Source organism: Campylobacter sp. TTU-622 (assembly GCF_016598965.1).
GTDB lineage: Bacteria > Campylobacterota > Campylobacteria > Campylobacterales > Campylobacteraceae > Campylobacter_D.
Genome location: NZ_JAENKR010000082.1, coordinates 1 through 5,448 on the forward strand (window position 1 = coordinate 1; position 5,448 = coordinate 5,448).

General features: G+C 25.4%; 6 protein-coding genes. 4 read left to right on the forward strand and 2 right to left on the reverse strand.

Annotated features, from left to right (window positions below; genetic code table 11):
* Positions 1-96: 96 nt before the first annotated feature.
* Both lon and bamD read right to left on the reverse strand, forming a co-directional pair.
* The gene (gene lon, locus JG677_RS06765; protein ID WP_200285882.1) at positions 97-2,472 is read right to left on the reverse strand and encodes an endopeptidase La; all 2,376 of its coding nucleotides are present in this window, start codon (positions 2,470-2,472) and stop codon (positions 97-99) included.
* Between the two features lie 9 nt (positions 2,473-2,481).
* Complete coding sequence (bamD, locus tag JG677_RS06770) at positions 2,482-3,132, reverse strand: outer membrane protein assembly factor BamD (protein WP_200169556.1); 651 nt, start codon at positions 3,130-3,132, stop codon at positions 2,482-2,484.
* 165 nt (positions 3,133-3,297) lie between these two features.
* Here bamD and fliW point away from each other — a divergent pair, with 165 nt between their 5' ends.
* The 4 genes from fliW to JG677_RS06790 are packed head-to-tail and all read left to right on the forward strand — an operon-like array spanning position 3,298 to position 5,426.
* Positions 3,298-3,687: a flagellar assembly protein FliW gene (fliW, locus tag JG677_RS06775; protein ID WP_200169557.1), complete on the forward strand. Its 390-nt coding sequence runs from the start codon at positions 3,298-3,300 to the stop codon at positions 3,685-3,687.
* Between the two features lie 15 nt (positions 3,688-3,702).
* A complete protein-coding gene (locus JG677_RS06780) occupies positions 3,703-4,437 on the forward strand; it encodes a pyrroline-5-carboxylate reductase (protein ID WP_200285884.1) in 735 nt (244 codons plus the stop codon).
* Positions 4,438-4,737: a hypothetical protein gene (locus JG677_RS06785; protein ID WP_200169559.1), complete on the forward strand. Its 300-nt coding sequence runs from the start codon at positions 4,438-4,440 to the stop codon at positions 4,735-4,737.
* Positions 4,734-5,426, forward strand: a complete 693-nt coding sequence (locus JG677_RS06790) for a type II secretion system protein (RefSeq protein ID WP_200169560.1) — start codon at positions 4,734-4,736, stop codon at positions 5,424-5,426. The genes JG677_RS06785 and JG677_RS06790 overlap by 4 nt, the downstream gene beginning before the upstream one ends.
* The last annotated feature ends 22 nt before the right edge of the window (positions 5,427-5,448 follow it).

The window sequence follows — 5,448 nt, forward strand, 5'->3', positions numbered from 1 at the left end:
TTACTAGGGTATTTAGTTGTGTAATTTTTATTAAAATTGATAAAAATATATAAAATATTATAAATAAAAATTTTTTTATTTATAATAAAATTGATTTTAAATTAAGGCGTATTTTAAAACTTCATCAAAGCTATCAACAGCAACAATTTGCATATTGTCAAGAACTTCTTTAGGTATATCTTTTAAGTCTCTTTCATAATTTTTCTTAGGAATTAAGGCTGTTTTAATTTCTGCTTTATAAGCGGCTATTAATTTTTCTTTAAGCCCTCCTATAGGCAAAACTTTTCCGCTAAGATTAATTTCTCCTGTCATAGCAACATCGCATTTTACTTTTTTTCCACTAAATATAGAAGCAATTGCTGTGCTAATTGTTATACCTGCACTTGGTCCATCTTTTGGAGTGGCACCATCTGGAACGTGAATGTGTAAATTATATTGATTGTAAATACTTTCTTTTGTGTTATAAAACATTTTTTGAGGGATTTTTAATTTTTTTTCATCAATTAAAACTTTTATTACACTAAATGCTATTTTAGCGGATTCTTTCATCACATCTCCTAAACTTCCTGTTAGGATGAGTTCTCCTTTGCCTTTAATTTTAATGATTTCAACTTTTAAGACATCTCCACCTACTGGAGTCCAAGCAAGTCCATTAACTTGACCAATTTGATCTTTTTGTTCTCGTTTTTGAATTTCATATACTTTTTTATCTAAAAATTCTTTAAGATTCTTTTGATTGATATTTACTTTTTTAATATTTTCTAAGAGAAGTTTTTTTGCACTTTTGCGACAAAGTTCAGCGATTTTGCGTCTTAAATTCCTTACGCCTGATTCTCTAGTATATTCATTGATTATGAGTTCTATTGTGCTATCATTGATATTTAGTTCATTACTTTTAAGACCGTGTTTTTTGATTTCACTAGGTATAAGGTATTTTTTAGCAATTTGGAATTTTTCATTAGGTGTATACGAACTTAATTCTATAAATTCCATTCTATCTCTTAAAGGACCAGGAATATTGCTAATATCATTAGCAGTTGCAATAAAAATGATTTTACTTAAATCTATATTAAAATTAAGATAATAATCTCTAAATTTGGTATTTTGCTCAGGATCTAAAATTTCAAGCAAAACAGCACTTGGATCGCCTCTAAAATTTCTATTTAACTTATCAATTTCATCTAAAACAACTATAGGGTTGATCTGTTTAGCTTCTATAAGTCCTTGAACAATGCGTCCTGGCATTGCTCCTATATAAGTTCTTCTATGTCCTCTTAACTCATTAACATCTTCAAGCCCCCCTAGTGCAATACGCACCAATTCTCTTTTTAAAGCTCTCGCAACTGAATTAGCCAAAGAAGTCTTTCCAACACCTGGAGGACCATAGAGGCAAAGAATCACTTTAGCTCCGTCTTTATCAGCAATTTTACGTTTTTCTAAGAGTTCTCTTACGGCAAAATACTCTTCAATTCTTTCTTTAGGTTTGTTAAGAGCATAATGATCAAGGTTTAATTGCTTGGAAACTTCTTTAATATCAAGTTTTCTTTTTGATATTTTTTCAAAAGGTATATCAAGGGCAGTTTCAATATAGGTTTGTATCATAGAAGCTTCTGAATTATCTTGATGAATTCTTTCAAATTTTTCTATTTGTTTTTTAATTTCTTTGTAGCTATCTTCATAAATGTATTTCTTTTTAAGCTCTAGTTTTTTGTAATATTCTTTTATTTCATCTTCTTTTTGCGTATCGCTACCGAGTTCTTTTTGAATTTGTCTTAGTTGTTCTTTTAAAAAATATTCTTTATTGACTTTATCAATGCGTGAATGAACTTTATTTTTAATTTCTTTTTGAATTTTATTTGTTTCAATTTCTTGAGCTATAAGATCTATTAATTGTAAAAGTTTATTTTCAAGACTAGTTTGAATAAAAAATTCATATGCTTTTTGTTTTTTGATGCGTATAGTATTTAAAATCAAATCACAAATTCTTGATGCATCAGTCCCTTCTTCTATAGTTCTTAAAAGATCGGGAGAAAAATAATGACTAATATTAGTTAAAATTTTAATTTTTTCTTTTAAAACATTAAGCAGAGCTTCTTGTTTCGCTTCTTCTAAAAAATCTTCTCGTATAAGATCTATCTCAGCTTCCAAAGGTTTATTTGAGATTTGTTTTATTATTCTTCCTTTAGCATAGCCTTGAAATAATATTTTAACGCGTCCATCTGGTAAAGGAACCTTTCTCATAATCGTTCCAATTACCCCGCAATCAAAAATTTCATCAAAATTTCTTCCATTACCAAATTTTGATGGAGCGACAAAAAGCATTGTTTCATTTTTTATTGCTAATTCTAAAGCTTTCATATTTTGGGAGTCATTTATAAAAATAGGTGTAATCATAAAAGGATATAAAAATAATTCATCTTCAACTAAAACAGGAAGTATAGCTGGATAATTTTGAATTTCTTCAATTTGCATTTTCTTTCCTTAAAAACTTTCAAATATACTTCTATACCAAGGAAGTTCTGGTTTTATGATACTTTTATGGAAAAATTCAGAATGTTCGATACGATCTTTGTAAATTTCATAACTTTGTTTTCTATCTAATCTTTTGTAAAGATCTTTTATCGTATCATCTAGATAAAAAATAGCAAGATTAAATTTTGTAAGCATGGTTTGCACTAGTGGTTTGTATTCTGTATAAGGATATTTTTTAAGAAAATTATCTATTTCTTTTTGACTTTCCAACATTAAAGCTTGATTTCTATTTGGTTGAGAAAAAGCATCAAATTTTGCTTTAATTTTTAAATAATGAATGTAATCGATATTTTGAGAAGTACCAAATTTTTTATTGTACTCGTCAAGATAAAAATCTGCTAATTGATATTCTTCTTCATCAATATGAGCTTGTGCAAGAATGATAAGTACGGTTTCAAGTAAAGGATCTGAGATATGTTCGCTTGCCATACCATTATAATGAGTATCAGCTTTTTCTAAATCCTTATCTTTTAAATCTTTAATAATCAGATCATACCATTCTTTGGCATTTAGATTATAAAGCTCATTGGAATTTTTGACACTACAAGCACTAAAAAAAAGGCTTAAAATAAAAACTAATAATAAAATATTTTTTTTCATCATAATATAAATTCTATATCCTGTTAAATTTTTGCTATAATTCTAATCATTTTATAATTATTTTTTTATTAATTATAATAAAATTAGATAAACAATTTTAATTTTTTTGGAATTATTATTGCTTATTTATGTTAGAATATCCGAAGTTAAACTTGAGGAGAAAAAATGACCCTGGCTGTTAAATGTCCTATATTAGGTTTTGAAGAAACTAAAAATATGGAATTTTCAACTATCGATGAAGTATTTGTAAGATTAAAAAGTCTTGATGGTAAAGAATTTTCTTTTGTTCTTATTAATCCTTATTTAATTCGTCCTGATTATGAATTTGATATTCCAACCTATTACCAAGAATTACTTGCGTTAAATCCCCAATCAAACATGAAAGTTTATAATATAGTAGCTATAAGTGATACTATAGAAGATTCAACTGTTAATTTTTTAGCCCCAGTGGTGATGAATTTAGATAATAATAGTATGGTTCAAGTTATTTTAGATTCTACAAACTATCCTAGTTTTTTTCAAGCAGAAAAAATTTCTGATTATATAAAAAAATAATATTAACTAATAAAAATGCTAGATATTTATATTCTAGGAAATGGAGCTATGGCAAGCGCATTAGCTCAAGGTTTATATGGAAAATATCAAGTTAATATTGTAGGAAGAAGCAAAGAAAAACTTATCAATTTAGAAAAACAAGGTTTTAAAACTTTACTTTATAAAGATTTTAATCCAGAGAATAAAAATATTATTTTAGCTTTTAAACCCCACGCTTTAAAAGATATGGCAAATATTTTAAAATATAAGGCTAGGATTGTTATTTCTGTTTTAGCAAATATTTCTTTTGATGATTTAAAATGTATTAAAGCGCAAAATTATGTTAGAATTATGCCTAATATTGCAGCAAAATATAAAGCTTCTGCTACCCCGTATTTAATTAAAAATTCACATTTTAAAGATGAAATTCTTCAAATTTTGCAAACTTTTGGAAATATTTACGAATTAAACGATGAAAAGCAAATGAATGCTGCAATGGCAATTAGCGGTTGCGCCCCAGCTTTTTTAGCTTTGGTGGCTGAAAGTATTGCCGATGGAGGTGTTTGTGAGGGTTTGAGTAGGGATTTAAGTATAAAACTTACACAAGGTCTTTTTGAAAGTTTTACACAATTATTGTTACATAAACATACGGCTTTAATTAAAGAAAAAATTTGCTCCCCTGCTGGTGTTACTATTAAAGGTATTAAGACCTTAGAAAAATATGCCATTAGATCTGCTTTTATGGAAGCTTTAAATTCTAGTTCATCTTAGATGAAAAAGGCTTTTTCTTTTATCGAGCTTATATTTTGTATAATAATTTTATCTTTTATTTTTATTTCCTTGCATTTAGTTTATATACAAATTTATAAAAATTATGAATTTTTAAGTTTTTTTCAAAGACTTTATAATTTAGAAGAAAAATTATATGATAATCCAAAAGTTAAAAATATATTAATTAATACTTCAAATTTAGGTTCTTTAAATTTATTAGAGGAGTATGAAAGCGATGGTTTATTTGAATTAAAAAAAATAAATATTAAAGATAAAAATTATACTAGTTATTTTCAATGAAAAAAGCTTTTACTCTTTTAGAAGTTATTTTAGGTTTAATTATTTTTTCTGTTTTATCTGTAATTATTTTAAAAATTTTATCTCAGATTTATTTTTATCATTTTGAAACTTTAAAAAATCAAAATACAATTTTAAATCTAAAATATGCTTTACTTAATATAGATAGAATAACTCAAAAATGCTTAAAAACAAAAATACAAGATAATATTTTAACTTGTTTTTTATTTGATAAAGAAAATCTTTTATCTTTAAAAGATAATCAAGCTATTATAATAAATTCTACTCTTATTTTAAAAGATCAAAATAAAAGATATTATTCTCCAAAAAGTAATTTGTTAATTCAATATCAAAATAATAAAGATTTATTTGATTTAAATGATAATTTTTTTTATGCTCTTTTTCAAAATGATATTGACAAATTTTTAATTATAGATAATGAAAATTTATTTTTAGATAAAAATATTACAGGACATTATTTGCCTTTGCAAGCAAAATTAACTCTTTTTTTAGAAAATCAAGAATTAAAATATGAACTTAATCCTTTTTCTAAAAACAATGTTTTAAAAGGAATATTAGTGCAAAATATTAGTGATTTTATTATAAAAGATAATGATAAAGGATTTAAAGTAAAGCTTTGTTCATCGCAAGATGATAAGAATTTATGTTTGGAAAAATTTTTATATCAATGAAAAAAGCTTATATATTAATCAG

Coding starts and splice junctions, on each gene's coding strand:
- bamD (WP_200169556.1), bottom strand. CDS start 3,132: ATGAAAAAAAATATTTTATTATTAGTTTTTATTTTAAGCCTTTTTTTT.
- lon (WP_200285882.1), bottom strand. CDS start 2,472: ATGCAAATTGAAGAAATTCAAAATTATCCAGCTATACTTCCTGTTTTA.
- fliW (WP_200169557.1), top strand. CDS start 3,298: ATGACCCTGGCTGTTAAATGTCCTATATTAGGTTTTGAAGAAACTAAA.
- JG677_RS06790 (WP_200169560.1), top strand. CDS start 4,734: ATGAAAAAAGCTTTTACTCTTTTAGAAGTTATTTTAGGTTTAATTATT.
- JG677_RS06785 (WP_200169559.1), top strand. CDS start 4,438: ATGAAAAAGGCTTTTTCTTTTATCGAGCTTATATTTTGTATAATAATT.
- JG677_RS06780 (WP_200285884.1), top strand. CDS start 3,703: ATGCTAGATATTTATATTCTAGGAAATGGAGCTATGGCAAGCGCATTA.